Genomic DNA, 24466 nt, shown 5'->3' with positions numbered 1-24466 from the left:
CCTCTCGGAGGAGATCGATCGATGGCGTGGAAGAATCAGGGCGGAGGCCCGTGGGGTCAGGGTCCGAAGGGGCCCTGGGGCTCGGGACCGCAACCGGTCGGTCCAAGGCCGCCCGACCTGGAAGATCTTCTGCGGCGCGGCCAGGACCGGCTGCAGCAGTTCATCCCCGGTGGCGGCTTCGGCACCGCCGGCGTCCTGCTGATCGTGCTCGGCGCCATCATCATCTGGCTCGCCTCCGGTATCTACCGCGTGCAGTCCGAGGAGCTCGGCGTTGTGCTCCGCTTCGGCAAATATGTCCGCGATGAGCAGCCGGGCCTGCGCTATCACCTGCCTTATCCCATCGAGACCGTGCTGCTGCCCAAGGCGCTGCGCGTCAACTCGATCTCGATCGGCATCACCGCCAATGACGATCCCGGCCGGCGCGGCCGCGGCGGTCGCGATGTCCCCGAGGAAAGCCTGATGCTGACCGGCGACGAGAACATCGTCGACGTCGACGTCACCGTTCTCTGGCGCATCAAGCCGAAGGGCGCCGCCGACTTCCTGTTCAACATCCAGAACCCCGAGGGCACCGTGAAGGCGGTGGCCGAGAGCGCGATGCGCGAGGTGATCGGCCGGTCGAACATCCAGCCGATTCTCACCGGCGCCCGCACCGTGATCGAGCAGAACGTGCAGGAGCTGATGCAGAAGACGCTCGATAACTACGGCTCCGGCATCCAGATCACCCAGGTGCAGATGCAGAAGGTCGATCCGCCGGCCCAGGTGATCGAGGCGTTCCGCGACGTCCAGGCGGCGCGTGCCGACCTCGAGCGTCTCCAGAATGAAGCCCAGACCTACGCCAACAAGGTCGTGCCGGATGCGCGCGGTCGCGCCGCGCAGATCCTGCAGGTCGCCGAAGGCTACAAGGAGCAGGCGATCGCCGAGGCCAAGGGCCAGAGCGCGCGCTTCCTCAAGGTCTATGACGAGTACAAGAAGGCGCCCGACGTGACCCGCGAACGGATCTATCTCGAGACCATGGAGCGCGTGCTCGGCGGCTCGGAGAAGCTCGTGCTCGACAGCGGTGCCTCCGGCGGCCCCGTGCCGCTGCTGCCGCTCGGCGATCTCCTGCCGCGCCGTACGGCGCCGGCCGCTCAGCAGGGAGGCGTCCGATGAGGTCCCCCGTTGCAGGCATCGTCGCGCTCGTCGCCGTGCTCGTGCTCGTCGTCATCGGCTACAGCTCGCTGTTCACCGTGCAGCAGACCGAGCAGGCGCTGGTCGTGCGGTTCGGCAAGCCGGTCGACGTCGTCACCGAGCCTGGCCTGAACTTCAAGGCGCCGTTCATCGACAACGTGATCTCGATCGACAAGCGCATCCTCGACCTCGAGAACCCCTCGCAGGAAGTGATCGCCTTCGACCAGAAGCGGCTCGTCGTCGACGCCTTCGCGCGCTACAAGATCAAGAACGCGCTGCAATTCTACCAGAGCGTCGGCTCGATCCAGACCGCCAACGTCCAGCTCGGCACGCTGCTCAACGCCTCGTTGCGCCGCGTGCTCGGCGAGGTCACCTTCACGCAAGTCGTGCGCGACGAGCGCGAGGGCTTGATGCGCAAGATCCGCGATCAGCTCGACAAGGAGGCCGACGCCTATGGCATCCAGGTGGTCGACGTCCGCATCCGCCGCGCCGACCTGCCGGAGGCCAACAGCCAAGCGGTGTACAACCGGATGAAGACCGAGCGGCAGCGCGAGGCCGAGGAGTTCCGGGCGTTCGGCGGCCAGAAGGCCCAGGAGATCAGGTCCAAGGCCGATCGCGAGGCCACCGTGATCGTCGCCGAGGCCAACTCGCAGGCGGAGCAGACCCGCGGCGCCGGCGATGCCGAACGCAACCGGCTGTTCGCCGAGGCCTACAGCAAGGACCGCGACTTCTTCGCCTTCTATCGCTCGATGACGGCGTATGAGAACGGCCTGAAATCCGGCGACACCCGCTTCCTGCTGCGGCCCGATTCGGAGTTCTTCCGCTACTTCGCCAACCCCTCGGGGAAGCCGGCGGCGGAGACGTCGTCCACCGCCGGCTCGACCGCGGCCGCCGCGGTGCCGGCGCCCAAGCCCTGATGGCACCTGCCTGATGCCCAGGGCGGTTGATCCGGGCGAATAGGAGTTGACATGGACGGGGCGAAGCCGTTGCTTCGCCCCGTTACATATCAAGAAGGTCGAACGGGAGGTCCGGGTCCGATGAGGTCCATTGCGTTTTCCGATTTCCTCATCGGATTAGGTATCCTGTTCGTGCTCGAAGGCCTGATGTTCGCGGCCAGTCCGGAGTGGATGCGGCGGGCCATGAAGACCGCGATGACCACGCCCGACAACGTGCTGCGCGCGGTCGGCATCGGCTCCGCGGTGGCCGGTTTGGTCCTGATCTGGGTGATCCGGCGACCGATCTGAGCGGCGGATTGTTGTGCGTTTGCGCGTTCGCCGAACGAGGGGCGGCCGCGGCAAACGACGGTCCGCCGGCCGGCCAACGCCATTGTGAGGCGATGGCTGCGCCATTTTGCCGTATTAGGTCGCCCTCAATGATGAATCTGCGGTCCGATCCGGCGTGCTTGCGTCCCCCGCCGGTTCCGGCGCACTGTAACGGTTGAATTTGCCGACTTTTCTGGAGATCCGCCCGATGACCGCAACCCTTGCTTTCAGCCGTCGACTGCGCCCGATTCTGACCGCGGCGGTTCTTGCCGCGGGCTGGGCGCTCGCGCCGGCCCCGGCCTCGGCGCGGGGGCCGGAGGGGATCGCCGATGTCGCCGAAAAGGTGATCGACGCCGTCGTCAACATCTCGACCTCGCAGACTGTCGAGCCCAAGGGCGGCTCGTCCGAGGGGCGGAACGCCAATCCGCAGGTGCCGCCGGGCTCGCCGTTCGAGGAGTTCTTCGACGACTTCTTCAAGAACCGCCGCGGCGGTCCGGGCGGCCGGGGCGGTGCCGACAACTCGCCGCGCCGCACCAACTCGCTGGGCTCGGGCTTCATCGTCGACGACTCGGGCGTTGTCGTCACCAACAACCACGTCATTGCCGATGCCGATGAGATCAACGTGATCCTCAACGACGGCACCAAGATCAAGGCCGAGCTGGTCGGCGTCGACAAGAAGACCGACCTTGCGGTGCTCAAGTTCAAGCCGCCGCGGCCGCTGACCGTGGTCAAGTTCGGCGACTCCGACAAGCTCCGGCTCGGCGATTGGGTGGTCGCGATCGGCAACCCGTTCAGCCTCGGTGGCACCGTCACCGCCGGCATCGTCTCGGCCAAGAACCGCGACATCTCGTCGGGACCCTATGACAGCTACATCCAGACCGACGCCGCCATCAACCGCGGCAATTCCGGCGGCCCGCTGTTCAACCTCGAGGGCGAGGTCATCGGCGTCAACACGCTGATCATCTCGCCGTCGGGCGGCTCGATCGGCATCGGCTTCGCGGTGCCGTCGAAGACCGTGGCCGGCGTCGTCGACCAACTGCGCCAGTTCGGCGAGCTGCGCCGCGGCTGGCTCGGCGTGCGCATCCAGGGCGTCACCGACGAGATCGCGGAGAGCCTCAACATCAAGCCGGCGCGCGGCGCGCTGGTCGCCGGCGTCGACGACAAGGGACCGGCCAAGCCGGCTGGCATCGAGCCGGGCGACGTCGTCGTCAGGTTCGACGGCCATGACATCAAGGAGCCGAAGGACCTGTCGCGCATCGTCGCCGACACCGCCGTCGGCAAGGAGGTCGACGTCATCGTCATCCGCAAGGGCCAGGAGCAGACGCTCAAGGTCAAGCTCGGTCGGCTCGAGGATACCGAGAAGGTGCAGCAGGCGGCGATCAAGAAGGACGAGCCGGCCGAGAAGCCGGTGACCCAGAAGGCGCTCGGGCTCGATCTCGCCGCGTTGTCGAAGGACCTGCGCGCCCGCTACAAGATCAAGGACAGCGTCAAGGGCGTCGTCGTCACCGGCGTCGACCAGGCCTCCGATGCCGCCGAGAAGCGGCTGTCGGCCGGCGACGTCATCGTCGAGGTCGCCCAGGAGGCGGTGACCTCGGGCGTCGACATCAAGAAGCGCGTCGACCAGCTCAAGAAGGACGGCAAGAAGTCGGTGCTGCTGCTCGTCTCCAACGCCGACGGCGAGCTGCGCTTCGTGGCGTTGAGTTTGCAGTAGGGCAGGAGTCCACGCCTCCACATCGCGGGGTACGGTGCGTAGGGTGGGGCAAAGGCGCACCGTGACCTACGCTTGGTACGACGCTCTCTCGCGCGCCGTGCCCACCATGTGGCTCTGCGTTCGCGGCACGACGGTGGGCACGCTGCCGCCCTGCGGACGGCTGCTTTGCCCACCCTACGGCAGCTCCACACTCCGCTGTCGTCCCGGCCTTGAGCCGGGACCCATAGCCCCAGAGAGCAGTTTGGGCCGGGCTGATCATTGGCCGTTTGCTCGTCACGACGGCCGCGGCGTATGGGTCCCGGATCGGCGCCCCGACGCGCTGGCGCGCGCCGTGGCTTGTCCGGGACGACGACGGTTCGCAAGGCGAATTCACGGCTCAAACAGCAATCGACATAGCTTTGCAGTCTCGCGGCGCATCGCGCCCGAGGTCTGCAATCAGTTCGTCCCTCTCGAAATGCAGAGGGCGCAGGGAATGCCGGGTGAAGGCCTCACCCATGGCCCGCCTGCTGAAAAAATGCAGGCGGCAGGTACCACAGGCAAAGCCGATTCAACCGGCATTCCCTGCGCGGCGGTCTTCACGCTTATACGCAGTCTCCCTGGTGCGCCGGGCTTGTTGGCCACCATTGCCAATGCAATGCGAAGCATTGTCACGAGCGTGACACCAGCATCGGGGTGTCAGGACGCTGCGACTTCACGTCCGCGAGCGATCGTTCGTCCGCACTCTCATTGAAGAGAATGCTGCGATCTCTCGCGGCCACCGCTCCCCGCCTCGCGTGTCGTGACGATCGCGCGCTACGCCCCTTGTGTACGCCAGATCTGCCAGAATGCGCGAACGGGCGGTTCTCGCAAAACCGCCCGTCGCTGGATCTGAGCCCGGTACGCCCCAAACGCGGCAGAGCCTGTATCAGAGCGAGGGACAGCTCCGGTGATCTTCCTCAACCCGAACAGTTGCAAGGGCTTCGAGCCCATACAAGGCAAGGAAGGGAGTGGATGATGACACAGATCGCAAATGGTGTCGCTGGTATCGATGTGGCCAAGGACAAGGTGGACGGCTGCATTCGGAAACTCGGAGTACGGCAGATATTCCCGAGCAGTTCGCTTGGGCATCGCCAGCTGGTGGCCTTGCTTCGCAAGCACAAGGTGACCAAGGCCGTCATGGAGGCCAGCGGCGGCTATGAGCGCGAATGGGCCAAGGCGCTGCGCGAGGCCGGGATAGAGGTGCGGATCGTTGATCCCAAACGGGTTCGCAGCTTCGCCTTGTCGGCGGGTCGATTGGCGAAGAACGACACGATCGACGCAGAGATGATCGCCTGGTTCGCCGAGACGTTCGACGAGGCACCGAGCCAGACCTACGATGCTGCACGCGAGGAACTGGCGGGGCTGGTGAAAGCGCGCAAGAATCTGATGGATCTGAAAACCCGTTTGCAGAACCAGACCGAGCATGTTGTGCCGGGATTGGCGCAGAAGGCCCATTCCCAGGTGTTGAAGACGCTCGCGGCTCAGATTGCGAAGCTCGAGGCTGCGATCTTCGCCAGGGTCAAGGCGACGCCGGAATTTGCCGAGCGCGCCGAGATCATTGAAAGTGTGCCGGGGCTTGCCGTCATGACCTCCGCGCTCCTCATCGCAGGAGCGCCGGAGCTCGGCAAGGTGAGTGACAGGATCGCCGCTGCCCTGATCGGTGTTGCCCCTTACGACGACGACAGCGGCAGGCGCCGAGGCGAGCGCCACATCAAGGGAGGTCGGCGCTGGGTGAGAAACGGCCTGTTCCTTCCCTGCCTCGGGGCAGCGACGCAGCATAATCCGGTGCTTAAGACCTACTATGAACGCCTCATCGCCAAGGGCAAAGAGCCGAAAGTTGCCCTCATCGCCTGCATGCGCAAGCTGATCATCATCCTCAACACGATGATCGCCCGCGGCGAAAAATGGAATCCCAAGCAGCCGCGCGTTGCGATGAACTGATCGAGCGCCACACTGCGCTCGGTCCACGACCGAGTGCATGCCAAGCCAACAGGACGGCGAGCGGACGGGGTCAAGGCCTTCAGCCGCCGAAGGCGGGGGCGCGTCTCGCGCCAGCCTTGAGGCCGGCCGTTCGCCGGCCTACCTCAACAGCACAGTTGCTCCGCAGTGAGGCGGGATGGCGCTAGACAATCATGAATTCTGTAAAATAGCAAGATATTTATTTTTTCCAGAATTAAACGGGCGGCAGCCGCTCCACGGCAGGCGCCGGCTCAGAGCGATCGCTGGTTGACCCGCTTCGAAAGCTCCTCGGCACTTTCCTTGCGCTCGGAATAGCGGTCGACCAGATAGTCCGCCCGGTCGCGCGTCAGCAGTGTGAACTTGACGAGCTCTTCCATGACGTCAACGACGCGATCGTAGTAGGACGACGGCTTCATGCGATCGGTGTCGTCGAACTCCGCGAACGCCTTCGGCACCGATGACTGGTTCGGGATGGTGATCAGCCGCATCCAGCGGCCGAGCACCCGAAGCTGATTGACCGCGTTGAACGACTGCGAGCCGCCACTGACCTGCATCACGGCCAATGTCTTGCCCTGCGTCGGCCTGACGGCCCCGAGCGACAGCGGGATCCAGTCGATCTGGGTCTTCATCACGCCGGTCATCGCGCCGTGCCGCTCCGGCGAGCACCACACCATGCCTTCGCACCAGGTCACGAGGTCGCGCAGCTCGCGGACCTTCGGATGATCCGGCTCGGCGTCGTCGACCAGCGGCAAGCCGTGCGGATCGAAAGTCCGTGTCTCCGCGCCGAAGCGCACGAGAATGCGCGCCGCTTCCTCGGTCAGCAGCCGGCTGAACGAGCGTTGCCGGAGCGATCCGTAGAGCAGCAGGATTCGCGGAGGGTGGGAGGAGAGCGCAGGCTCCAGCAGCTTCGCGCGGTCGATGGCACGGAATGAGGTTTCGTCCAATTGAGGCATCGTGTCAGACAACGCGGTATCCTCCGGCAAAATGATCGGCGTTGGCCGTCCTCGTTCGAGATCCGCCGGTACAAGCGCTCAGAACGCGATGTCCGCAGCGACGGCTTCGATGCCGGCGTTCGCGCAGATGTCGTCGTTGTCGCCTCCGGGCGCGCCGGATACGCCGATCGCTCCGACCTGCTGGCCAGCGGCCTCTATTGGCATGCCGCCGCCGACCACGACAACGCCGGGAACGTTGACGATGGCCCGTTCCCGAGCATCCGGTCGTGCCAGGCGGGCTGCGAGCGTGCTCGTCGCCTCGCGCCAGCTCGCGGCCGTCCGCGCCTTGCCCGTCGCGGCCTCTAGCGTATGCCAGCCGGCGAAACGATCGCGCAGGGTGACCAGCGCGAGCCCCGACGGATCGCTCACGGTCACGGTAGCCTGCCAGCCGCGTTTGCGGCACTCCGGCGAGCGCCGCCTGTGCCGCCTTGAGCGCCGTGTCCGGCGCGATGATCCGGCGCGTCCACGTGGGTTCGTCGGCGCGCGCCACGAAAGCCGGGCCGAGCAGGAGGACCACTGCGAGCAGCGGACGCAACACCATCACGCCGACAGCCATTTCGCCATGTCTTCTGGCTTCGGCAGGCCGCCCGCATGGACGACCTTGCCGTCGATCACCACGCCCGGCGTCGAGGAGATGCCGAACCGGGCGATGTCGGCGAAGTCCGTGATCTTTTCCAGCTCGATCTCGATGCCGAGCTTGCTTGCTTCCGAGGAGGCCATTGCTGCGGTCTGAACACAGCGCTTGCAGCCGGCGCCGAGAATTTTGACGTTCTTCATGGGGCTTGTCCTTTCATCAGAACAGGGCGTTGAAGAGATAGCCGACGGCGACGATGCCGGCGGCGACCACGCCCGCGAAGACAGCGATCAGCCGGAGCGTCAGCACCTTGCGCAGAATGAGCATCTCGGGAAACGAAAGCGCGATGACGCTCATCATGAAGGCGAGCACCGTTCCGAGCGCCGCGCCCTTGCCGAGCAGCGCCTCGACGACGGGAATGATGCCCGCAGCGTTGGCGTACATCGGCACGCCGATCAGCACCACGGCCGGCACGGACCACCATTGGTCCTTGCCCATGATCGAGGCGAGCAGGTCGTTCGGGACATAGCCGTGAATGAATGCGCCCGCCGCAATGCCGATGATGATCCAGGCCCAGACGCGGCCGACGATGTCGCGCACCGCGTCAATCCCGGCCCGGATCCGATTGGCGACGGTCTGTGAATCCGGCTGTAGATCCGCCTGTCCTGCGCGCACGTTGCGAACCCATTCCTCGAGCCAGCCTTCGAGATGCAGTCGTCCGATGATCCATCCCGCCACGATCGCGACCGCCAGGCCGAAGGCCAGATAGATCGCGGCGATCCTCCAGCCGACCAGCGCGAACAGCAGGCCGAGCGCGACCTCATTCACCATTGGCGCCGCAATCAGGAACGAGAAGGTCACGCCGAGTGGGACGCTCGCCGAGACGAAGCCGACGAAGAGCGGCACCGCCGAGCACGAGCAGAAGGGAGTGAATACGCCGAGGATCGCAGCCGCGACGTTGCCGAGGCCCTCGCGCTTGCCGGCGAGCAATGCGCGGGTTCGCTCGGCTGAAAAGAAGCTGCGCACGACGCCCATGCCGAATACGACCAGCGTCATCAGCATCAGCACCTTGGGCGCGTCGAACACGAAGAAGCGCGCGGCTTGTTCCAGATGGCTGCCGCGGGGCACCGGCAGCAACGACACCAGCCATGCCGAGAGCGCCTCAAGCTGCCAGTAGATCGCAAACCACATCGCGACGGCAGTTGCCGTCGCCATGATCCAGATCGCAGCCGATGCCGACCCGTCAGGATAGGTCGAAGCTTCGGTTTTCATGCTGCGCTCCTGTTCGGCTCAGGCATGGCCGCCATGACGGCGTCGAGGATGGCGCGGCGATCGGGCGTCAGGTCAGGGCTCAGCCGATACCGGACCCACTGGGCGTCACGCCGGTCGATGACGAGACCGGCGGCCTTGAGGGCGGACATGTGCCGGCTCATGCGCGATGCGCTGGCTCGGAGCTGCCGCATGAGCTCGCAGACGCAATGCTCGCCGCCGTCCCAAAGGATGCGCAGGGCGGCGAGACGGGTCGGCTCGGCCAGAGCGGCGAGCAGCGGGACAGGATCGGACATGGCGGCGATATATGCGTATTTTCGTATTTGCGCAATAGCGCATATAATGGTTATGGATGTGCGGTTTGACCGGCAATCGGCGCGGCGCGCGGCGTCAGGCTGACAATGGCTGGTGATGCATGGCCCGCGCGGCGACGCCCTGCGAGATCCAGGTTGGGAAATTAGGCGAGCTGCTTGGCGTCAGGCCAATGCACGCGCAGGATGGTCTTGCCGCCGGCGGCCGGAATGTCCGTGCGACTGGTCTCGACGACGCGGCCGCCGAGCGGGGCATGAAAGCGGAGAGCGGCGATGTTGGCCTCGAAGACCCAAAGGTGCAGCGGGCTGGGCGTCTGGGCTGTCCGCGGAGCGGATGTCCAGGATATTCACCACGCGCGACGCCACGCGTTTTCTCGGATAGGGAGCGCGGCCTCGCCGAGCGAGACGCGCGCTGCCTATGTGACGATGGGTTGCTCGCGTCGCTCAGTTGCGAACGCTGCCCACGGTGGTCGGAGCGACGAGAGCGGCGCTGCGACGGTGCTGGGCGAGCACGGCGAGCTGGTGCGGGGAGGCGGCGCTGTCCGCGGCGATGGTCTGCTGCGCGGCGGATGCACCGACGACAGAAAGCTGGTGCGGGGTGGCCGGCAGCGCGCCGACTTCGTAGCTCGGCAGCTCACCGGCGACAGCCGCGCCGGTCAGCAGCGCGAGGGCAAGAAGAGAGCCGGGAATGATGTGCTTGATGGTCATCGGGAGGTCCTTTTGTGACGATGATCGATTGCATCGCGTGCAATCGCTTTCGTTTCCTTGGACACTCCCTAGCCTTGTCAGCTTTATATGCGCTGCAGCATGATTTGACAATTCATCGATTGGTGATGCGGTTAAAGCGACACTGCGCGCCCCGCCTTGATGCGGAGGGCGAATGATCTGATCTGCGATCTGAGATGAGATTGGAATGAAGTTACGTGCGAGTGCGTAGGATTGAAATAAAATCCTAATGATGTGCTGATCAGGCTTTTCGTAACGGCTTTGCTTGCGGTGGCGATTCGTATACGGCGTCCGATTGCGATCGCCGAGCGTTCGCAAGACTTTGATCAAATGTCACGCGCAGCAGGCTGCGCTGATCGCGAAGCGACGACGCAATCCAGAGCCTTGCGTCCGACTCTGGATTGCTTCGCTGCGCCACTGCGCTCGCAATGACGGCCTGGCGGCTGCCCATGAATGCGTCCTCTCTCACAACAAGGGGAGAGGGCGCCGTATTGCGCTTCGCTTGCACGCGTCGTTTGACATCCGCGCCACGGCGGCGGCCCTGTCAGTCGACGAACTGATCGCGCGTGTAGCCTTGCGCATAGAGCAGGGCGGTGAGGTCGCCGTGGTCGATGCGGGCCGAGGCGGCGGCCGAGACCGCGGGCTTGGCGTGATAGGCGACGCCGAGGCCGGCCGCCTCGATCATGCCGAGGTCGTTGGCGCCGTCGCCGACCGCCAGGGTGTCGATCTCGTCGAGATCGAACGACTCGCGCAGCTCGATCAGGGTGGCGAGCTTGGCGTCGCGGCCGATGATCGGCTCGCGCACCTCGCCGGTGAGCTTGCCGCCATCGATGACGAGCTCATTGGCGCGGTTCTCCTGGAAGCCGATCTTGGCCGCGATGGCGCTGGTGAACAGCGTGAAGCCGCCGGAGATCAGGCAGGTATAGGCGCCGTGTGCGCGCATGGTCATCACCAGATGACGGCCGCCCGGCGTCAGCTTGATGCGTTTGGTCAGGACCTCGTCGACGACGCTCACCGGCAGGTCCTTCAGCAATGCGACGCGTTCGCGCAACGCCGGCTCGAACGCGATCTCGCCGCGCATGGCGCGCTCGGTAATGGCGGCGACACGCGGCTTCAGCCCGGCGAAGTCGGCGAGCTCGTCGATGCATTCCTGGCCGATCATGGTGCTATCCATGTCGGCGAGAAAAAGCTTCTTGCGCCGGACGGCTTCGGGCTGCACGACGATGTCGATCGGCATGTCGCCGCGCAGGTCGCGCAGGCGCGCCTCGAGCTTGTGGACCTCGCCGTCGTGGGCGAAGGGGATGTCGATCGCGACCTCGTCGAACAGCCAGCGCGGCGTGCCCGGCGAGGGCAGCACGGCCAGGAAGGCCTCCACGATCGTGGTATCAAGCGCGGGATCGGCGGGATTGCAGATGAAGGTGGCGACGAGAGACATCAGGTGACTTTGCCAGGGATCAACAAAGCCGTGCTTATCGCAGGGCCGACCGCCAGCGGCAAGTCGGCGCTGGCGGTGGAACTTGCGCAAAAAGCGGGCGGGGTCGTCATCAACGCCGATTCCATGCAGGTTTACCGTGACCTGAGAATCCTGACGGCGCGGCCAACACCTGACGACGAGGCTGATGTGCCGCACCGGCTCTACGGCCATGTCGACGCAGCCGTGAACTACTCGGCCGGCCACTATGTCCGGGATGCCGCGGTCGTTCTTGCCGAGGCGCACGCGGCCGGGCGGCTGCCGATTTTCATCGGCGGCACCGGGCTGTACTTCAAAGCGCTGACACGGGGATTGGCGGCGGTCCCGCCCGTCCCTGACGAGGTCCGAGACGCGGTGCGCCTGCGGCTCGACCGCGACGGGGTCGAGGCGCTGCATGCCGAGCTGGCGCGGCGCGATCCGGCGGCGGGCGCGCGGCTGAACGTGCGCGACCGCACCCGCGTCGCCCGCGCGCTGGAGGTGATCGAAGCCACCGGTCGGCCATTGGCCGAGTGGCATGCCGAGACCACCCCGCCGCTGCTGCCGGAGGGCAGCTATCGGGCGCTGTTCATCGCGCCGGAGCGCGAGACGCTCTATGCGCGGATCGACGCGAGGTTCGATCTGATGCTGGATCGCGGCGCGCTGGAGGAGGTTGAACAGCTGGCGGCCCGCGGGCTCGATCCGCTGCTCCCGGCCATGAAGGCGCACGGCGTGCCGGCGCTGATCCGTTATCTCCGCGGGGAGATCACGCGGGAGGAGGCGGCCGTCATCGGCAAGGCCGACACCCGCCATTATGCCAAGCGGCAGTTCACCTGGTTCCGGCATCAGCTGCCGGAGTTCGGGTGGATGACGCCGGAGCAGGCGCGGGCGTGGGTGGCGTCAGCCGAGTGAAGGAGGAGATCACGATGGCAGATATTCTGATCCGTGACGTCGACGAGACCACAATGAGCTTGCTGCGCCGCAGGGCCGAGCTGCGGGGCCTCAGCTTGGATGCCTATCTGTTTGAGATACTGGAGAAGCTTGCGCGCGAGGAAGCTGGTTCCGCCGATGACGATGAACCGTTCGGCAGTTGGCTATTCTCAATTTCGAGGCCCGGCGTCGACTTGGATGAAGAACTACGGCGTCTTCGGGAGCCCCGCAGCACGCTTCGATCATTCCAGGCCCCGCAGCGGGAGGACGGGACTTAAGGTTCTGTGAACCCTACTAATGCGGGGCAAGGACCTCCACATCGCTACCCGTCCTTGCGAAGCTCATGGCTAACAACCATCCTGGTGTGTGGTTGGTCTCAGAGGAGGAGGCACCCTTGGGAACCAAGAACGACGGACAATCGATGCAGTTCGAGTTTTATGGTCGCGCTGCGGGCCAGGATCGAAAGCATTTCCGCCTTGGGACAAGTATGGGAATACCGGGTCCAAACTATTTCGCGGATGTCCGTGGATTCGCAAATGAGCAGGTGATTCATGATGCCATTGCTGGCTCTTTGGACCCCAAAGATATTGAACACGTCCTAACTGAGTTGCTGGACTCTCGTAAGCTTGCCCGAGAGTTCATGTGGTTTCGCTTGAAAATGAGGGAGAATGCCCCGAGGTCTTAGAACGAGAAGTGCAGACGTTGCCCCGGAGTGACGGCCGGGGGCTCATTTACCGCTCGCCGAACGGAAAATTCCGCGTTAACATTACAAAATCGCGCTGACGAGCCGGCTTTGCCTTGACATTGGGGCATCGCTGGCTATCTTTCGCGCAACCTTTGGGAAGTTAGATCGGCACCATGCGCAACATTATTACCGCCATCCTTATTGTAGTCGTACCCAGGCGCATCGCCGGGGATGGCTAGCGGCCATCCATGATCCGAGCGGTGCGCAGGGCCTTCCAGGGCCCTTTTTTATTGCCCGGAAGCCGTCGAACCGACCAGCCGAGCCACTGACCGAAGCCATCCGCTAGACCCGACCGACCAAGACGACAAGCCGCTGACAGAAGCGATCCGGAGCCTGCCATGACCGACAAGAGCCACGATCCGAACCAGATGACCGGCGCCGCGATGATCGTGCGCGCGCTCATCGACCACGGCGTGCAGCACCTCTTCGGCTATCCCGGCGGCGCGGTGCTTCCGATCTATGACGAGATCTTCCAGCAGAGCGAGGTTCAGCACATCCTGGTCCGCCACGAGCAGGGCGCCGGCCACGCCGCCGAAGGCTATGCGCGCTCGACCGGCAAGCCCGGCGTCGTGCTGGTGACCTCGGGCCCCGGCGCCACCAACATGGTGACCCCGCTGGCCGACGCGCTGATGGACTCGATCCCGCTGGTCTGCATCACCGGCCAGGTGCCGACGCACCTGATCGGCAACGACGCCTTCCAGGAGTGCGATACGGTCGGCATCACCCGGCCCTGCACCAAGCACAATTGGCTGGTCCGCAACGTCAACGATCTCGCAAAAGTGCTGCACGAGGCGTTCTACGTCGCGACCACGGGCCGTCCGGGTCCGGTCGTCGTCGACGTGCCGAAGGACGTGCAGTTCGCGACCGGAACCTATCATCCGCCGCGCAAGTCGGACGTGCACATCTCCTACGCCCCGCGCGTCAAGGGCGATGCGACGCAGATCCGCAAGGCGGTGGCGCTGCTGGCCGGCGCCAAGCGGCCGGTGATCTATTCCGGTGGCGGCGTCATCAATGCGGGGACCGAGGCCTCGAAGCTGTTGCGCGAGCTGGTCGAGGTGACGGGCTTCCCGATCACCTCGACCCTGATGGGGCTGGGCGCCTATCCGGCGTCGGGCACCAACTGGCTCGGCATGCTCGGCATGCACGGCACCTACGAGGCCAACATGACGATGCATGATTGCGACGTCATGCTGTGCGTCGGTGCGCGCTTCGACGACCGCATCACCGGCCGCACCGACGCGTTCTCGCCGAACTCGAAGAAGATCCACATCGACATCGATCCGTCCTCGATCAACAAGAACATCCGCGTCGACGTGCCGATCATCGGCGATTGCGGCGATGTGCTCGCCGACATCCTGCAGGTGTTCAGGGCCGAGGCGAAGAAGCCCGACATCAAGGCGTGGTGGCAGCAGATCGCCACCTGGCGCGCGCGCAACTCGCTCGCCTTCAAGCCGAACCGCGACGTGATCATGCCGCAATATGCGATCCAGCGGCTGTTCGAGCTGACGCGCGGGCGCGACACCTACATCACCACCGAGGTCGGCCAGCACCAGATGTGGGCGGCGCAGTTCTACGGCTTCGAGGAGCCGCACCGCTGGATGACCTCGGGCGGGCTCGGCACCATGGGCTACGGCCTGCCGGCCGCGATCGGCGTGCAGGTGGCGCATCCCGACAGCCTCGTCATCGACATCGGCGGCGACGCCTCGGTGCAGATGACGATGCAGGAGATGTCGACGGCCGTGCAGTACGAGCTGCCGGTCAAGATCTTCATCCTCAACAACCAGTACATGGGCATGGTGCGGCAGTGGCAGCAGCTCCTGCACGGCAACCGCCTGTCGCATTCCTACTCGGAGGCGCTGCCGGACTTCGTCAAGCTGGCAGAGGCCTATGGCGGCGTCGGCCTGCAGGTGTCTAAGCCCGGCGATCTCGACGGCGCGATCAAGGAGATGATCTCGGTCAAGAAGCCGGTGCTATTCGACTGCCGCGTCGCGGCGCTGGAGAACTGCTTCCCGATGATTCCGTCCGGCAAGGCGCACAACGAGATGATCCTGCCGGCGGAAGCGTCCGATCCGGCCGCGGCGTTCGCCGGCGGCAAGGCGCTGGTGTGAGGACTGATCGTGAGGGCGATGCCAACCCAACACTCCGCTGTCATCGCCCGGCTTGCCGCCTTCGCTAAAGCTTCGGCGCGCCCTGAACGCGCGGCCTCGTCGAAGCCTTGGCGAAGACGGGACCGGGCGATCCAGTACGCCGCGGCCACCATGAGTCCTACGACGGCGACGGCGTACTGGATGCCCGCTTTCGCGGGCATGACAGCTGTGATCAGGAGGCGGCCGTGTTCACACTAGCCGAGCTCGAAGCCGCCCACGCCATCGTCGCGGCCGCGGTGCCGGCGACGCCGGCGCATGCGTGGCCGCTGCTGGCGCAGCGGCTGGGGACGCATGTCGTCGTCAAGCACGAGAACCACACCCCGGCCGGCGCCTTCAAGGTGCGCGGCGGGCTGGTCTATGTCGACAACCTGAAGCGCACGCATCCCGGCGTTCGCGGCCTGATCACCGCGACGCGCGGCAATCATGGCCAGAGCGTTGCGTTTGCCGGCCGTCGCAACGGCCTGCCGGTGACGATCTATGTGCCGCATGGCAATTCGGTCGAGAAGAACCGCGCCATGGCGGCGTTCGGCGCCGAGCTGATCGAGCACGGCAGCGACTTCCAGGAGGCGCGCGAGGAGGCTGGCCGCCACGCCGCGCGCGACGGCCTGCACATGGTGCCGTCGTTCCATCCCGATCTCGTGCGCGGCGTCGCCACCTACGCGCTGGAGCTGTTCCGCAGCGCGCCCGATCTCGACGTGCTCTACGTCTCGATCGGGCAGGGCTCGGGCATCTGCGGCTGCATCCTGGCGCGTGATCTCTTGGGCCTGAAGACCGAGATCGTCGGCGTTCAATCGACCGAGGCGCCGTCCTACGCGCTGTCGTTTGCGGCCCGCACCGTCGTGACGACCAACAGCGCCGATACGCACGCCGACGGCCTTGCCACCCGCAGTCCCGATGCCGATGCGCTGGCGATCATTCTTAAAGGCGCCTCGCGCATCGTGCAGGTCAGCGACGCCGAGATCGCCGAGGCCGTGCGCATTCTCTGGACCGACACCCACAATCTCGCCGAAGGCGCCGGCGCGGCACCGCTCGCAGGTGCGTTGCAGGAAAAGGGCAGGCTCGCCGGCAAGCGCGTCGGCCTGGTGCTCACGGGCGGCAACATCGATCTCGACCTGTTCAGGCGCTGGGTGATGCCGGCGGCCGCTCATGCCGAAGCGGGAGCTGCATGATGCGCACCCGGCCTGCCACACAAACCACTGTCATCGCCCGGCGCGACCGGGCGATCCAGTACGCCGCGGCGATCGTGAGTCTCACGACGGCCGGCGTCGACCGGATGCCTGCCTGCGCGGGCATGACGGCAGAGGGAACAAGGGGACACCAATGAACCAGCCAGCATCGGCCTATTTCATGGAAGAGCGTCACGATCCGAACGAGACGCACACGCTTGCGGTGCTGGTCCAGAACGAGCCGGGCGTGCTCGCGCGCGTCATCGGCCTGTTCTCGGGCCGCGGCTACAACATCGAGAGCCTCACCGTCTCCGAGACCGAGAGCCAGAAGCATCTGTCGCGCATCACCATCGTGACGACCGGCACGCCGATGGTGATTCAGCAGATCAAGCACCAGCTCGACCGCATGATCCCGGTCTACCGCGTCGTCGACATGACGCTCACCAAGCGCGCGATCGAGCGCGAGCTCGCGATGGTCAAGGTGCGCGGCACCGGCGAGCCGCGCGTCGAGGCGCTGCGGCTGGCGGATGCGTTCCGCGCCCGGGTGATCGACGCCACCACGGAAAGCTTCGTGTTCGAGATCACAGGCAATACCGACAAGATCACGCAATTCATCGATCTGATGCGTCCGCTCGGCCTGGTGGAAGTCGCCAGGACCGGCATTGCGGCGATCGGGCGGGGATCGGAAGGGATGTGAGCCATGCTGGCGCGCGACTGGTACTACAACGAACGCAACCGGATCGGGCTCGACCATGCCGTGGCCTCGATCTATGGCTCGGGCGATGATGCCGACGAGCGCGCGCGCGCAGCTCTGAAGATGCTCGGCGTCAAGCCGGGTTGGCGGGTGGCCGACATCGGCTGCGGCAACGGTGTGCTGGCGACCGAAGCGGCGCTGCTGGGCGCGGTGGTCGACGCCATCGACATCTCGCCGGCGATGCTGGCGCTGACCCGGATCTACAGCCGCGACCGCCGTACCGCGGTGCGGATGCATTCGGCGGGGCTGCTGTCGTTCGCCTATGAGGCTGCGACCTACGACCTGATCGCCAGCGAGTTCACGCTGCACCATCTGCCGGATTTCTGGAAGGCGGTGGCGCTGGCGCGGATCTTCGCGGCGCTGAAGCCGGGCGCGCAGTTCTTCCTGCGCGACATTGTCTATGTCAGCATGCCCGACGGCGCCGAGCGCTCGGTCGAGCAGTGGGCGGACTTCAACATCAAGAACCACGACCTCGCTCGCGACAGCGTCATCACCCACATGCGTGACGAGAACTCGACCTTCGCCTGGGTGATGGAGCGCATGCTCGCCGAGGTCGGATTCGTGACGGTCTCCGCCGACTACCATGCGCCGATGCACGCCACCTACGTGCTGCAGAAGCCGGCGGGGCAGGGCTAGGCGCTGATGTTTTTGCACGACGGTGAAGTGGGCACGCTGCCACCCTCCCCTGGAGGGGGAGGGTCGGCTCACATCGCGCGAAGCTGCGATGTGAGCCGGGGTGGAGTGATGCCTCCACGCCGGAGCTATGTCTGGGGCCCACCCCACCCCGATCGCGCATTGCATGCGCGATCAACCCTCCCCCTCCAGGGGAGGGTGAAGAGTCGTCGTGCGGAGAGAACTCATTAGAATGTCCCAGCAGCTCCTCATCGCCTTCGTCACCTTCGCGTTCGTGATGGCGTTCACGCCAGGGCCGAACAACATCATGCTACTGTCGTCGGGCGTGACCCATGGCTTCCGCCGCACGGTGCCGCACATGATGGGCGTCAGCTTCGGCTTCGCCTTCATGGTCGGCGCCGTCGGCTTCGGCCTCGCCACGGTGTTCATCTCCTATCCGGTGCTGCAGGAGGTGCTGAAATATCTCGGCGCCGCCTACCTGATCTATCTCGCCGTGGTGATCGCGTTCTCCGGATCGGCCAAGCCGGATGACGACACGACGCCGCGCGGCCCGATGTCGTTCTGGGGCGCGGCGCTGTTCCAGTGGGTCAACGCCAAGGGCTGGGTGATGGTGATCAGCACCATCACCGCCTATGCCGCGATCGCCAGCTTCCCTGCCAATGTCGCGCTGCAGGTCGGGATCAGCTTCGTGATGGCGATCGGCTCGACCATCACCTGGACCCTGTTCGGGACGGCGCTGCGGCCGCTGCTGAGTTCCGAACGCGCGGTGCGCGGCTTCAACATTCTGATGGCCGTGCTGCTGCTCGCCTCGCTCTATCCCGTCTTCATGGACGCATGAGGGAGGCGGCCGCCATGCGAGATCGGGGTTTCCAACCACGCCCAAAATGCTCTAGACACGGGCCGGATTTCGTCCGGGCGCAGCCGCCCGTGCCTCACCCAAGCGTCTGACTTTTCAGCCAATTCCGGCCATCTCAAAGAGGAAACGACAATGCGTGTCTACTACGATCGCGACGCCGATCTGAACCTGATCAAGGGCAAGAAGGTCGTCATCGTCGGCTACGGCAGCCAGGGCCACGCCCACGCGCTCAACCTGAAGGATTCCGGCGTCAAGGACGTCGCGATCGCGCTGCGCAAGGGCTCGGCTTCGGCCAAGAAGGCCGAGGGCGCCGGCTTCAAGGTGATGGAAGTCGCCGAGGCCGCCAAATGGGCCGACCTGGTGATGATGCTGACCCCGGACGAGCTGCAGGGCGACATCTATCGCGAGCACCTGCACGACAACATGAAGCAGGGCGCCGCGCTCGTGTTCGCCCACGGCCTCAACGTGCATTTCAACCTGCTCGACCCGCGCCCCGATCTCGACGTGCTGATGATCGCCCCGAAGGGCCCCGGCCACACCGTCCGCTCCGAATACCAGCGCGGCGGCGGCGTGCCGTGCCTGATCGCGATCGCCAAGGATTCCTCGGGCAACGCCCATGACCTCGGCCTGTCCTACGCCTCGGCGATCGGCGGCGGCCGCGCCGGCATCATCGAGACCACCTTCAAGGAAGAGTGCGAGACCGACCTGTTCGGCGAGCAGGCGGTGCTGTGCGGCGGCCTGGTCGAGCTGATCAAGGCCGGCTACGAGACCCTGACCGAGGCCGGCTACGCGCCGGAGATGGCCTATTTCGAGTGCCTCCACGAGGTGAAGCTGATCGTCGACCTGATCTATGAAGGCGGCATCGCCAACATGAACTACTCGATCTCCAACACCGCCGAATATGGCGAATACGTCACCGGCCCGCGCATCGTCACGGCCGAGACCAAGGCGGAGATGAAGAAGGTGCTCGGCGATATCCAGTCCGGCCGCTTCGCACGCGACTGGATGCTGGAGAACAAGGTCAACCAGACCTCGTTCAAGGCGACCCGCGCCAAGCTCGCCCAGCATCCGATCGAGGAGGTCGGCGCCCGGCTGCGCGACATGATGCCCTGGATCAAGAAGGGCGCGCTGGTCGACAAGTCGAAGAACTGAGTTCGCGCAGGACTTGCTGAGAATTGAGAACGGCGGGCCGAGGCCCGCCGTTTTTGTTTGGTAGGTGAGTCCTTAGGCTGTTTCAGGACGTCGCGCGGCGTGAGGCCAGCGGCGCGAGCAGGCGGACGATCTCGCTGACAGCGACCAGGCCGACGAGCCAGGCGGCGCTGGTCAGGCCGAGGCGGGCGACGATCGGGAGCGTGAAGCTCGCGGCACCGCCGAGCGCGGGCGTGGCGGCCAGCAGCACCAGCTCATACGCCGTGTAGGCGCCCAGCAGAGCGGCGGCAAAGGCGAGCGGAGCCGGGCTTGCGCGCAGAGCCTGCAGCACGCCCCGGGCCGTGGCAGTGGCGCTGAGCGCGGCGGCGCCGATCATCGCGCCCCAGGCCAGCGTATTGGCATCGACCGGATAGTGCAGGGCGCCGAAGCCGATGCCCTGGTTGACCAGCCAGGCGCCGAGCATCACCGGCAGCGCCGTGCGCAGCGGAAGCATGGCGGCCGCAATCACGGCGAAGGCCGCAAACGGCGTCGCGCAGGCGAACACGAAGCTCGCCAGCGCACAGGCGGTCGTCAGCAGCGCGAAACAAAACGCGGCTGCATGCCGCGGCGGGACGGGCGCGAGGCGAGCCTCGGAACCAGAGGGGGCGAGGACGTCGAGAGTCATGGAACCATCTCCTGTTGTTGCAATTGTAGTCCAGTTTTGAGGCGGCTGTCAGCCGCTTCGGGAGGTCTGCGTCACTGCACGCCGAAGCTCGCGAGTCGGATGCCGCCGAACACGCCGAAGCCGGGCGCCAAGAAGCCGGTCGGGTTCTGGGTGTGACGGTTGAACAGGTTATCGATCCGGCCAAACACCTTGACCTGGTCAGACAGCGTGTAGTCGCCGCGCAGGTTCACGAGCGTATAGCCGGGTGCGACGAGGCCGGTGGTCATGCCGTCGCGGCTGACATCGAGCCAGTCGCCGACCCGCAGCAAGGTGGCCGACAGGCTCAGCGCATCGATCGGCAGCCAGGTGGCGGTGGCGCTCCATTTCTCCTTCGGCCGGCGCAGCAACTGCTGGCCGGTAGCCGCGTCGACGGCGCGGGTGAAGGTGTAGTCCGCGCGCAGCGATATCCGATCGGTGAGCCGCGCCGTCACGAAGCTCTCGGTGCCTTCGGTGGTGGCGAGGCCGACATTGGCGTAGGAGGTGAAGGTCGCGTTGAAATTGATCAGGTTGGTGATGCTGTTGTGGAAGTAGGTCGTGCCGAAGCGGACGCGATCGTCGAATAGCGGCTGTTCGAAGCCGGCATCGTAGCCGGTGCTCTGCTCCGGCCGGAGGTTGGGATTGGCGAAGAAGTTGAACGCCGGAAAATCCTGGTGCAACTGGCTCAAGGTCGGTGCCTTGAAGCCGGTGCCGTAGCTCGCCTTCAGCTTGGTCTCGGTGACCGGCAGGATCACCGCCGGCGCGATCCGGTAGGTGCCATGGCCGCCGAACTGGTCGTTGACGTCGTTGCGCAGGCTCGCCACGACGAACCAGCGCTTCGCGAACTCGGTCTGCAGCTCGACGAAGCCGGCCTTGTTGCCGTTCTCGGCCGAAAGGTCGGTGGTCTTCAGCCGTTCGGTCTGCTGCTCCAGGCCGACGATCAGGTTGTTGCGCGGGGCGAGCTCGGTCACCGCGTGCCAGTCATATTTGATGCGCTCGCCGGTCGCGACCGCGGCGACGGGATTGCCGGCCGTCAGATCGGACGACCAGTTGTTCACATAGTTGACGCCGAAGTAGTTCCTGATGCGGCCGCCGAGCAGCGACCATACGGCTTCCTCGCGCGTCGCCAGTTGATGGACGGTGTGGTTGCTCTGGGCGGCGTCGGGAAAGCTGGGAAAGCCGCTGTCGCCGGTGAACAGCAGGGTGGCGTCGGTGTAGCGGACCACCGAATTGAGCGTCCAGGCCTCGTTGAGATCGACGCCGAGCTTGGACGAGGCGGTGACGTTGTCGTAGGCGTTGCCGATCGCCTTCTGCCCCGCAGGCAGCAATTGCCACGGGGTCACCGGAACGTCACCGGCGTGCAGACGCGCGACGTTGACTGCGTAGTTGACATTGTCCCGAGAGCCGCTCAGCCCCGCGGTCTGGTTGAAGGTCTTGAACGAGCCGCTCTCGACCGAGGCGGTTGCCCGCGCCGGTCCGTCGCCCTTGCGCGTGACCACCGAGATGACGCCGCCGATGGCATCGGAGCCGTACAGCCCGCTCTGCGGCCCGCGCAGCACCTCGAGCTGTTGGATGTCGGTGGCGAGCAGATGTGCGAAATCGAACGCGCCGTTGCCGTTGGTGACGTCGCCTGCGTCGATGCCGTCGATGATGAGCTTGGTGTGGTTGGCATTGGTGCCGCGCATGAAGATGTTGGTCTGGCCGCCCGGGCCGCCGGCCTGCACGATGTTCAATCCGGGGACCGAGCTCAGGATGTCCGGCACGGTGCGGGCCTGCTGCGCGGCGATATCCTTGTCGGTCACCACGGTGATCGCATTCGCGACGTCGGCGACCGGCGTCACAACGCCGGTCGGGCTGACGGCGACGGGGGCGCTGGCCGGCGCTGCCGGCTTTGCAGCCGGCGTCTGCCGTCGCGCGGCGTTGCGGGTTGGAGAACCGCCGGACACCGCCGGCCCTGCGGCAGCCGGCTTGCGCGGCGCGTCAACCTCGACCGGCGGCAAAAGGTTGGGGGAGGCGGATTGCTGCGCGGCTGCCGGGAAAGCACCGAGCAGCGCAAACGACGCGAGGACGCAGAGCGACGACAGAACGGCGCGATGCCGCCTGGCATGGGGAACGGGAGACACGAGTGACCTCGGCATGACGTCAGTGGCACGTCACCGCGAACGAGGTCTCACGCAGACCTTTGCAGACCTGCCTGAAAACGATGCCAATAACGCCCCGACCGGCATCCTCGCGTGTGACCACGGCTGACGGCAGGTCTCCTGGCTCGCGGGTCGTCACCTCCACGTCGCCTTCCCGGGACCGAGATTTCCCAGTGGCCTATGACGCGAGATTCGCCGCTTACAGTTGCGGGGGCAGCTGCGGCCTTCGATCACGTCTCTTGCGAGACGCATCCGGCACCGCATTCCCTTTTGAGCCCCGGTCGAGGGGCACCGTCACGATCACCGTAGGAGTGCGGGCGCACCAAAGTCAATCCGGCGCCCGGTGATCTCCTGGCGATAACGCTGGCCGGTCGGCTTGATGATGCCCGGCCGCCTGCGACAACCATAGCTGTCGTCCCCGCGAACGCAGGGACCCATAGCCGCCGGCGGTCGTGTGGCGAAGGACGACGATCCAGACATTTTCCGCCAATTCACATCACGCTGTATGGGTCCCTGCGTTCGCAGGGACGACAGCGGAGTATGAGGAGGCTCGCGAGTCGTTGCTGATGAGGATTGCGTCTTGTGAGCACCCGCTCACTTCTCGACCTTGTTGTGCACCATCCAGAACCGCAGCGTGCGCTGGGCGGTGTCGAGCGACAGCCGGGCATAGTCGCGCTCGGCGAGCTTCAGGGTGTCGCTGTCGATGGCGTGCTTGATCGGCCGATGGGTCAGGATCTTCGCCACCACCGACCAGGCCAGCCTGGCGGCACGGCAGGGGATCAGCACGATGTCGGTGCGCGGGCCCTCGAGCACCTTGGCCATCATCTCGGTCGGGACGTTGTTGAGCAGGCCGAGTGCGGCGGAAACCTCGCCGAAGCGGCGGGTCTCGGCGAAGAAGGCGATGGCGGCATCGTTGAGCTCGTTCAGCCCCTTCATGCGCTTGACGGCCTCTTCGGCCAGCGTGAAGTCGCGGCCGACCAGGCCGCCGTCGCTGCGCGCGACGTCCGCGATGGCCTTGAGGATCTTCTTGATCTCCTGCTGCAACGCCGGCGGCGCCGAGGACATCAGCTTGGCGCGCACGGCTTCGGTGGCGCGGCGCAAGAGGTCGCGCAGGTGCTTGGTGGGCAGGTCGACGCGCAGCCCGATGATCTCGGACAGCTCGTCGTCATCCGCGGCATGCGCCATCATCCCGGAATAGCCGGTATCGGAGAAGCGCGCGGTCTGGTTGTTGGCGAGCTTGCGGATGACCCGGCGCTCGCCGCGGTCGACGATGATGTCGGTCACCGCCTCGGTCAGATGCGGACGGCTGGAGATCGCCATCAGGTGATCCTGGCCCTTGGTCGCCGCGACCTCGACCAGCGTATGCTCGGTCAGCCGGCTCGAGTGCATCAGCACGCTCTCGGCCACCGAGATTTCGTCGTCACGGGCGAGCTGCTGGATCAATTCGACGGGCGCGTAGTCGACCGGCGCGAGATGCTTGGAGAGCTCGGCCCGCGCGCGGGTCTCTACTCGCGAGACCAGCATGCACAGCACATTGTCGAACACCTTGATCTGGTCCTCGGTGAGGCGTTCGCCGTCATGCAGGAACAGATTGGTGACCTGGCGCAGCGTGTTGACGCGCTTCGCCGAGGAGCCGCTGCGGACGGCCTCTTCGAGCTCGGTGATGATGGAGTGTTCTGAAGGCGGGAGCTGTTCTGGCTGTGACACGATCGCGCTCGTTTGTCCGGATGGCCGGAGCGACAGCGACGCGCTTGTGATCCCGCTGCAAGGCTCTCGGCCGGAGCAGTTTTCGGCACGGGCGATAACAACGCGTTAGGGTCGGAGGACGTA

At 65.7% G+C, this 24466-nt stretch carries 24 protein-coding genes and 1 riboswitch; of the genes, 14 read left to right on the top strand and 10 right to left on the bottom strand.

Annotated elements, in window-relative coordinates; genetic code table 11:
• The first annotated feature begins 21 nt into the window (after positions 1–21).
• The 5 genes from hflK to QX126_RS00695 all read left to right on the top strand — a co-directional run bounded on the left by hflK (position 22) and on the right by QX126_RS00695 (position 6099).
• Positions 22–1149, top strand: a complete 1128-nt coding sequence (gene hflK, locus QX126_RS00715; protein WP_315736878.1) for an FtsH protease activity modulator HflK — start codon at positions 22–24, stop codon at positions 1147–1149.
• A complete protein-coding gene (hflC, locus tag QX126_RS00710) occupies positions 1146–2084 on the top strand; it encodes a protease modulator HflC (protein ID WP_315778703.1) in 939 nt (312 codons plus the stop codon). The genes hflK and hflC overlap by 4 nt, the downstream gene beginning before the upstream one ends.
• A 120-nt stretch (positions 2085–2204) precedes the next feature.
• Positions 2205–2411: a DUF2065 domain-containing protein gene (locus QX126_RS00705; protein ID WP_008960820.1), complete on the top strand. Its 207-nt coding sequence runs from the start codon at positions 2205–2207 to the stop codon at positions 2409–2411.
• Between the two features lie 226 nt (positions 2412–2637).
• Positions 2638–4140 carry a Do family serine endopeptidase gene (locus tag QX126_RS00700; protein ID WP_315778701.1) on the top strand — a complete coding sequence of 501 codons (1503 nt, stop codon included), beginning with the start codon at positions 2638–2640 and terminating at the stop codon, positions 4138–4140.
• 993 nt (positions 4141–5133) lie between these two features.
• Positions 5134–6099 (top strand): IS110 family transposase, encoded by a 966-nt coding sequence (locus tag QX126_RS00695; RefSeq protein WP_315778699.1) that lies wholly within the window; start codon positions 5134–5136, stop codon positions 6097–6099.
• Between the two features lie 269 nt (positions 6100–6368).
• Here the strand turns inward: QX126_RS00695 and arsH are convergent, their stop codons facing one another.
• The 7 genes from arsH to serB form a co-directional block, all read right to left on the bottom strand.
• Complete coding sequence (gene arsH, locus QX126_RS00690) at positions 6369–7070, bottom strand: arsenical resistance protein ArsH (RefSeq protein WP_315771725.1); 702 nt, start codon at positions 7068–7070, stop codon at positions 6369–6371.
• A gap of 78 nt (positions 7071–7148) precedes the next feature.
• The gene (locus QX126_RS00685; RefSeq protein ID WP_315778697.1) at positions 7149–7484 is read right to left on the bottom strand and encodes a heme-binding protein; all 336 of its coding nucleotides are present in this window, start codon (positions 7482–7484) and stop codon (positions 7149–7151) included.
• Positions 7485–7649: 165 nt separating this feature from the next.
• A complete protein-coding gene (locus QX126_RS00680) occupies positions 7650–7886 on the bottom strand; it encodes a thioredoxin family protein (RefSeq protein ID WP_315778695.1) in 237 nt (78 codons plus the stop codon).
• A gap of 16 nt (positions 7887–7902) precedes the next feature.
• Positions 7903–8955, bottom strand: a complete 1053-nt coding sequence (locus QX126_RS00675; protein WP_315778692.1) for a permease — start codon at positions 8953–8955, stop codon at positions 7903–7905.
• Positions 8952–9248: a metalloregulator ArsR/SmtB family transcription factor gene (locus QX126_RS00670; RefSeq protein WP_315713353.1), complete on the bottom strand. Its 297-nt coding sequence runs from the start codon at positions 9246–9248 to the stop codon at positions 8952–8954. The genes QX126_RS00675 and QX126_RS00670 overlap by 4 nt, the downstream gene beginning before the upstream one ends.
• Positions 9249–9707: 459 nt before the next feature.
• Positions 9708–9971 carry a hypothetical protein gene (locus QX126_RS00665; protein ID WP_315736882.1) on the bottom strand — a complete coding sequence of 88 codons (264 nt, stop codon included), beginning with the start codon at positions 9969–9971 and terminating at the stop codon, positions 9708–9710.
• 562 nt (positions 9972–10533) lie between these two features.
• The gene (gene serB / locus QX126_RS00660; RefSeq protein WP_315736884.1) at positions 10534–11424 is read right to left on the bottom strand and encodes a phosphoserine phosphatase SerB; all 891 of its coding nucleotides are present in this window, start codon (positions 11422–11424) and stop codon (positions 10534–10536) included.
• Positions 11425–11427: 3 nt separating this feature from the next.
• On the opposite strand from serB, the gene miaA reads away from it, so the two are divergent.
• The 9 genes from miaA to ilvC all read left to right on the top strand — a co-directional run bounded on the left by miaA (position 11428) and on the right by ilvC (position 19819).
• Positions 11428–12348, top strand: coding sequence for a tRNA (adenosine(37)-N6)-dimethylallyltransferase MiaA (gene miaA, locus QX126_RS00655; protein ID WP_315778690.1), 921 nt, complete (start codon positions 11428–11430; stop codon positions 12346–12348).
• 14 nt (positions 12349–12362) lie between these two features.
• Complete coding sequence (locus tag QX126_RS00650; RefSeq protein WP_315778689.1) at positions 12363–12644, top strand: FitA-like ribbon-helix-helix domain-containing protein; 282 nt, start codon at positions 12363–12365, stop codon at positions 12642–12644.
• 116 nt (positions 12645–12760) lie between these two features.
• Entirely contained in the window at positions 12761–13051 is a 291-nt protein-coding gene (locus QX126_RS00645; RefSeq protein WP_315778687.1) for a hypothetical protein, read from the top strand.
• A gap of 398 nt (positions 13052–13449) precedes the next feature.
• A complete protein-coding gene (locus QX126_RS00640) occupies positions 13450–15219 on the top strand; it encodes an acetolactate synthase 3 large subunit (protein ID WP_315778685.1) in 1770 nt (589 codons plus the stop codon).
• A gap of 224 nt (positions 15220–15443) precedes the next feature.
• Complete coding sequence (locus tag QX126_RS00635; protein ID WP_315778684.1) at positions 15444–16427, top strand: threonine dehydratase; 984 nt, start codon at positions 15444–15446, stop codon at positions 16425–16427.
• Positions 16428–16578: 151 nt separating this feature from the next.
• A complete protein-coding gene (gene ilvN, locus QX126_RS00630) occupies positions 16579–17121 on the top strand; it encodes an acetolactate synthase small subunit (RefSeq protein WP_315736889.1) in 543 nt (180 codons plus the stop codon).
• Positions 17122–17124: 3 nt separating this feature from the next.
• Positions 17125–17814, top strand: coding sequence for a class I SAM-dependent methyltransferase (locus tag QX126_RS00625; RefSeq protein ID WP_315778683.1), 690 nt, complete (start codon positions 17125–17127; stop codon positions 17812–17814).
• Positions 17815–18043: 229 nt separating this feature from the next.
• Complete coding sequence (locus tag QX126_RS00620) at positions 18044–18649, top strand: LysE family translocator (protein ID WP_315736891.1); 606 nt, start codon at positions 18044–18046, stop codon at positions 18647–18649.
• A 150-nt stretch (positions 18650–18799) separates the two neighbouring features.
• Entirely contained in the window at positions 18800–19819 is a 1020-nt protein-coding gene (gene ilvC, locus QX126_RS00615; RefSeq protein WP_315736892.1) for a ketol-acid reductoisomerase, read from the top strand.
• 82 nt (positions 19820–19901) lie between these two features.
• Here the strand turns inward: ilvC and QX126_RS00610 are convergent, their stop codons facing one another.
• The 3 genes from QX126_RS00610 to QX126_RS00600 form a co-directional block, all read right to left on the bottom strand.
• Complete coding sequence (locus QX126_RS00610) at positions 19902–20480, bottom strand: hypothetical protein (protein WP_315736893.1); 579 nt, start codon at positions 20478–20480, stop codon at positions 19902–19904.
• A gap of 71 nt (positions 20481–20551) precedes the next feature.
• Positions 20552–22633 (bottom strand): TonB-dependent receptor plug domain-containing protein, encoded by a 2082-nt coding sequence (locus QX126_RS00605; protein ID WP_409999063.1) that lies wholly within the window; start codon positions 22631–22633, stop codon positions 20552–20554.
• A 95-nt stretch (positions 22634–22728) separates the two neighbouring features.
• A riboswitch (cobalamin riboswitch) is annotated at positions 22729–22947 on the bottom strand.
• Positions 22948–23230: 283 nt separating this feature from the next.
• The gene (locus tag QX126_RS00600; RefSeq protein ID WP_315778678.1) at positions 23231–24343 is read right to left on the bottom strand and encodes a DUF2336 domain-containing protein; all 1113 of its coding nucleotides are present in this window, start codon (positions 24341–24343) and stop codon (positions 23231–23233) included.
• Positions 24344–24466: the final 123 nt, after the last annotated feature.

Origin of the sequence: Bradyrhizobium sp. SZCCHNPS1003 (assembly GCF_032381555.1) — a bacterium.
Classification (GTDB): domain Bacteria; phylum Pseudomonadota; class Alphaproteobacteria; order Rhizobiales; family Xanthobacteraceae; genus Bradyrhizobium.
This window is presented reverse-complemented; position numbering and strand designations above follow the sequence as displayed.

Bases quoted from the DNA above. Each gene is read 5' to 3' on its own strand.
- QX126_RS00650 (WP_315778689.1), top strand. From the start codon at position 12,363: ATGGCAGATATTCTGATCCGTGACGTCGACGAGACCACAATGAGCTTG.
- QX126_RS00700 (WP_315778701.1), top strand. From the start codon at position 2,638: ATGACCGCAACCCTTGCTTTCAGCCGTCGACTGCGCCCGATTCTGACC.
- QX126_RS00640 (WP_315778685.1), top strand. From the start codon at position 13,450: ATGACCGACAAGAGCCACGATCCGAACCAGATGACCGGCGCCGCGATG.
- QX126_RS00675 (WP_315778692.1), bottom strand. From the start codon at position 8,955: ATGAAAACCGAAGCTTCGACCTATCCTGACGGGTCGGCATCGGCTGCG.
- ilvC (WP_315736892.1), top strand. From the start codon at position 18,800: ATGCGTGTCTACTACGATCGCGACGCCGATCTGAACCTGATCAAGGGC.
- QX126_RS00625 (WP_315778683.1), top strand. From the start codon at position 17,125: ATGCTGGCGCGCGACTGGTACTACAACGAACGCAACCGGATCGGGCTC.
- QX126_RS00605 (WP_409999063.1), bottom strand. From the start codon at position 22,633: ATGCCGAGGTCACTCGTGTCTCCCGTTCCCCATGCCAGGCGGCATCGC.
- QX126_RS00620 (WP_315736891.1), top strand. From the start codon at position 18,044: ATGTCCCAGCAGCTCCTCATCGCCTTCGTCACCTTCGCGTTCGTGATG.
- QX126_RS00695 (WP_315778699.1), top strand. From the start codon at position 5,134: ATGACACAGATCGCAAATGGTGTCGCTGGTATCGATGTGGCCAAGGAC.
- serB (WP_315736884.1), bottom strand. From the start codon at position 11,424: ATGTCTCTCGTCGCCACCTTCATCTGCAATCCCGCCGATCCCGCGCTT.
- hflK (WP_315736878.1), top strand. From the start codon at position 22: ATGGCGTGGAAGAATCAGGGCGGAGGCCCGTGGGGTCAGGGTCCGAAG.
- QX126_RS00680 (WP_315778695.1), bottom strand. From the start codon at position 7,886: ATGAAGAACGTCAAAATTCTCGGCGCCGGCTGCAAGCGCTGTGTTCAG.
- QX126_RS00670 (WP_315713353.1), bottom strand. From the start codon at position 9,248: ATGTCCGATCCTGTCCCGCTGCTCGCCGCTCTGGCCGAGCCGACCCGT.
- QX126_RS00705 (WP_008960820.1), top strand. From the start codon at position 2,205: ATGAGGTCCATTGCGTTTTCCGATTTCCTCATCGGATTAGGTATCCTG.
- QX126_RS00665 (WP_315736882.1), bottom strand. From the start codon at position 9,971: ATGACCATCAAGCACATCATTCCCGGCTCTCTTCTTGCCCTCGCGCTG.
- hflC (WP_315778703.1), top strand. From the start codon at position 1,146: ATGAGGTCCCCCGTTGCAGGCATCGTCGCGCTCGTCGCCGTGCTCGTG.
- QX126_RS00610 (WP_315736893.1), bottom strand. From the start codon at position 20,480: ATGACTCTCGACGTCCTCGCCCCCTCTGGTTCCGAGGCTCGCCTCGCG.
- ilvN (WP_315736889.1), top strand. From the start codon at position 16,579: ATGAACCAGCCAGCATCGGCCTATTTCATGGAAGAGCGTCACGATCCG.
- arsH (WP_315771725.1), bottom strand. From the start codon at position 7,070: ATGCCTCAATTGGACGAAACCTCATTCCGTGCCATCGACCGCGCGAAG.